The following is a 4,344-nucleotide window of genomic DNA, read 5'->3' as shown; positions in this document are numbered from 1 at the left end:
CACTGAACGCCTTCGAGATCACCTTCGACGGCCGACTCTCCATCGGCCGCCGCTAACTTAACCCAACCGAGTTACACCGTTGGCTGGACACACCCGGTACCGGGTTTCGGCGACGACATGGCACAGTCAGCTCTGCCTTCGCGGAGGTGACCCGTCCTTCCGGTCCGCCACGGGTATGTCCCGGCGGTCCGTTCCGCCCGCACGGAGGTAGCCCGTCCGCGACCTTGTAGAACCGGCTCTTCCCGGTGTCCGCTCCGCCCTTGCGGGGTGGCCCGTTGGTGGACTTCGCGACGGCTCGGAACACGTCATCGGCCCCGCCCGCCCAGTCCACCGGACCCGCGCGGGGTGCCAGCCGAGGTCCGCTCCGTCCGTGCGGAGATGACCCGCTGTTCCGCTGCTCGTCGTAGCCGTCGCGGCAGCCCGCTCCCTCCGCGCGGAGGCGCCCGCCATCGAACCGGGTGTGCTCACCTGGTTCGCGTTCGCCCTGCCGCGCGGAGGAGCCGGTCCAGGCTGGTCCGTCGATGAGGACGGGGTCCGGTCTCCCGGCGCAGCTGCGGTGCTGGGCAGCTCTAACTGGAGCCGCTGTCCGCCGCCCGTGGCACGATGAACCCCGCGCTCCTTGACACCACAACAGCACAAGAGCACGACCGACCCTCCAGCATGGTCAAGAAATAGCAAAGAAGCCGCTGCGTCGCAGCTCAGGAAGGGTCCGCTCCGCCCGCGCGGAGGTGATCCGCGCCTCCAACCCACGCTGGCGGCCCGCGGAGTGTCCGCTCCGCCCGCGCGGAGGTGATCCGCTGTGCGAGGAGCACCACCGGGCGCCGGGGGAGTCCGCTCCGCCCGCGCGGAGGTGATCCGGCCACCGGCGACAGTCAGGCCCGCTGGACCATGTCCGCTCCGCCCGCGCGGAGGTGATCCGCTGGCCGCCGCGGCCATCCTGCTGCTCGGCGCGTCCGCTCCGCCCGCGCGGAGGTGATCCGGTCAGCGTCTCGCCGCCGCTCCCGCTGGGCTTGTCCGCTCCGCCCGCGCGGAGGTGATCCGCGGACTTGCGGATCTCCGGGTTCAGGTAGGGAGTCCGCTCCGCCCGCGCGGAGGTGATCCGCCGAAGGGCGGACGATGACCACCCCCGCCCCCGTCCGCTCCGCCCGCGCGGAGGTGATCCGCCGAAGGGCGGACGATGACCACCCCCGCCCCCGTCCGCTCCGCCCGCGCGGAGGTGATCCGAAGTAGCGCGCCCGGGCCGGGCCCGGTCGCACGTCCGCTCCGCCCGCGCGGAGGTGATCCGACGGCCCCGGCCGGCCGGGGGGTGCAACCCCTGGCCGTCCGCTCCGCCCGCGCGGAGGTGATCCGCGGCCGATACGGTCCTCGCGCTGCTCCCGCCAGTCCGCTCCGCCCGCGCGGAGGTGATCCGGCATCGCCACCGAACTCGTACTCAGCCCAGATGTCCGCTCCGCCCGCGCGGAGGTGACCCGACCCGGAGCACGTCCGCGACGGTCGCCGGGTCGCCCGCTCCGCCCGCGCGGAGGTGACCCAATGATCGCGTCGACGGCGGAGATGTCGATGCCGTCCGCTCCGCCTGCGCGGAGGTGGCCCCGCGAAGATCGCGCTCTCGGCGACCGCGCTTGGTCCGCTTCGCCCGCGCGGAGGTGGCCCGCAGCCGGCGTCCCGCGTGACCGCGCTGGTCCTGTCCGCTCCGCCCCTGTGGAGGTGACCTGCGGGTCGCAAGCCTGAGCGCCGAGCAGGGGTGTTCCGCCCACGCGGAGGCGCCCCGTAGACCTTGGTCCCCTGGGGGCCTGGCCGCTCCGCCCGTGCGGGGGTGATCTTGAGCCTGCCAGTAGGCGCGCCGTGCAACGTGGTCCAGAGTCGAGATTCAGCGCTACCACCAGGTTGTAGCGTGGTATACGCATCGCTACGCTTGCCTCATGAAGCAACTGAACGTCCGATTGGACGAGACAACCCACGCGGCACTGGAGCAGCGGGCCGAGGCGGCGGGGATGAGCCTGCCGGACTACGCGCGCAAGGTCCTGGTGGAGGAGGCGGATGAACGCCGCGAGCGCTTCCTGACCGCTGCTGCGCACTTCTCGCAGGCGTGGGGGCCAGCGTTTGAGGCGGAGTTCGGTCCCTATCCGCAGGGGGCGGCTTCGCGGCGGTCGGGGACGGCGGAGGCGGCGTGATCCTCTGTGTTGATCGGGCGTGGCTGTTGGATGTTGCCCATCAGTTTCTGCGGGCTGATCCGGATGTCACGGATTACGGCACGCTGGCTGCGGCGGTGGCCCGTCATGTCGACGAGGTGATGGATGTGCCGGTGTACGGGGGTGTGCACCAGAGGGCGGCCGCGCTTATGCACCAACTCATCCGCGTTCCGGCGCTGGAGTTCGCCAACGAGCACTTTGCGGCTGTCGTTGCTGCTTCCTACCTGTCTGCCTCTGGGGTCATCGTCACCGCCGAGCCCAAAGCGGCCGTTGGGCTCGCCGCCCGAGTACGCGATGGTCAGGCCGATGTCCGCGAGACCGCTGCTGTCATCCGCACCTGGTATCGGTGACCCGGCTCCAGGCTTTCCTGAGCGCGGAGCTGGCCATGGGGGCACCGATCCCGGCCGCCAGATTCGACCCGTGAGGATCCCGCTCCGCCTGCTGCGGAGGTTGACCGTGACGGTCAGCTCGCGAATCCAGGTCTCGGCCGTCCGCTCCGCCCGCGCGGAGGTGACCCGCTCCCCGAGCAGGCCGCCGAACTCCTCGACGCGTCCACCCCGCCCGTGCGGAGGTGACCCGAGGTCCGCCAGGCCGATCGGCAGCGGCACCTCGTCCGCTCTGCCCGCGCAGAGGTGACCCGTGCCGCGCCGTGCGCAACTACGTCGACCCTGGGTCCGCTCAGCTTGTTGGTGCACCCGAAGTCGACGGTCCACCAGAGTCTGCTTCGCTCGCGCGGAGGTGACCCGTCGACGCCGACGAAGAAGAGCCGCAACCCGAAGCCCACTCCGCCTGGGGTGACCCGCAGCGGGCTACGGAGGCCCGGGAGGTCTCGAAGTCCGCTCCCCCACTCAACCTCCCCGACAGCGGGCCCGGCGGCGCTGCCCGGGCAGAGGGAGAGGTGCCCTGCTCCCCGAGCTGGACCGTTGCCAGCCCCGACGGGACGGCGGACAGGGTGCTCCCGGTGGCACGAACAGTCCGCTGCCCGCTGCCCGTGGCACGATGACAGCGTTCCTTGGCATCACAACAGCACCATCGACCTGACCCGCCCCGCGATGGTCAAGAAACATCAAAGGCCCTGCTGCGCCGCAGGTCAGAAAGTGTCCGCTCCGCCCCTGCGGAGGTGGCCCGACACCCGAGAAGCCCCGCCACGGCCGTCCTGAGTCCGCTCCGCCCCTGCGGAGGTGGCCCTCCGGCCGGGCCCGGTGGATCGGTCAGCGGGGCGTCCGCTCCGCCCCTGCGGAGGTGGCCCGCGCCTGGCGGCGGTCCGGTTCCGGATGCGCACGTCCGCTCCGCCCCTGCGGAGGTGGCCCGTCTTCGACGGGCCCCGCCCGCGCTGCTCCCCGGTCCGCTCCGCCCCTGCGGAGGCGGCCCGACACATGACGGACGAGACGGCCGAACGGGCCGGTCCGCTCCGCCCCTGCGGAGGTGGCCCGACGTCGTCCAGCGGCTGCGGTGGTACGCCCGCGTCCGCTCCGCCCGTGCAGAGGTGGCCCGCTCCGCGAACAGATCGGCCTACCCCCCCTCCGGGTCCGCTCCGCCCGTGCGGAGGTGACCCGCTGTTCGACTTCAACTTCGCCGCCGAGGACATGTCCGCTCCGCCCGTGCGGAGGTGACCCGTCGATGGCCGGCACCCCGTCGTTGTTGTCGGCGTCCGCTCCGCTTGCGCGGAGGTGACCCGATCACCGGCACCTCGCCGACCGCGTCCACGACGTCCGCTCCGCCTGCGCGGAGGTGACCCGGCCCTGCAGAAGCCTCTCCCCGGACAACAGGGGTCCGCTCCGCCTGCGCGGAGGTGACCCGTTGTCCGTGTCGGCGACGGCTGAAAACGGGTTCTGGATCACTTTCAGGATGCCGTTGGTGATCTTCATGAGCGACGGGTTCGAGTCCCGTCGCTCAGTTGTTGGCACAGGTGCTGGAAACGGGTGATCTGGCCTCGTTGGGGGTCGGTTGATCCGCTGTCGTTGCGGTGCTGACTGAGAGGTCGTTTTCGTCCGATGTTTCATCCCGGAATCAGCCGTTTGGTCTGTGGTGTCGGGTCACGCCAGGAGATGGTGTTCCGCTGGTGAGGCGGCGGGCCATGAGGTCGGTCATGGCAAGGTGAATCATGGCTTCGGAGCGGGTAGGGAGGGCTTCGTAGTCGCGGGCGAGGCGG

At 71.5% G+C, this 4,344-nt stretch carries 2 protein-coding genes and 2 CRISPR repeat arrays; both genes read left to right on the top strand.

What is annotated here, in order from left to right; genetic code table 11:
* Positions 1-707 precede the first annotated feature (707 nt).
* A CRISPR array of direct repeats spans positions 708-1,715; the repeat unit is 29 nt; unit sequence GTCCGCTCCGCCCGCGCGGAGGTGATCCG.
* 207 nt (positions 1,716-1,922) lie between these two features.
* Positions 1,923-2,174: a plasmid mobilization protein gene (locus ACIA8Q_RS33760; RefSeq protein WP_387908086.1), complete on the top strand. Its 252-nt coding sequence runs from the start codon at positions 1,923-1,925 to the stop codon at positions 2,172-2,174.
* On the top strand, positions 2,171-2,542 hold the full coding sequence (locus ACIA8Q_RS33755; RefSeq protein WP_396318305.1) for a fic family toxin-antitoxin system, toxin component: 372 nt from the start codon (positions 2,171-2,173) through the stop codon (positions 2,540-2,542). Before ACIA8Q_RS33760 ends, ACIA8Q_RS33755 begins: the two co-directional genes overlap by 4 nt.
* Positions 2,543-3,291: 749 nt before the next feature.
* A CRISPR array of direct repeats spans positions 3,292-3,992; the repeat unit is 28 nt; unit sequence GTCCGCTCCGCCCCTGCGGAGGTGGCCC.
* Between the last annotated feature and the right edge of the window lie 352 nt (positions 3,993-4,344).

This window comes from Kitasatospora sp. NPDC051705, assembly GCF_044453265.1.
GTDB lineage: Bacteria > Actinomycetota > Actinomycetes > Streptomycetales > Streptomycetaceae > Kitasatospora.
Note: the sequence above shows the minus strand (reverse complement) of the source record. Positions and strands in the feature narration are given on the sequence as shown.

Excerpts from the sequence above, each read along its gene's own strand:
- ACIA8Q_RS33760 (WP_387908086.1), top strand. The coding sequence starts at position 1,923 with ATGAAGCAACTGAACGTCCGATTGGACGAGACAACCCACGCGGCACTG.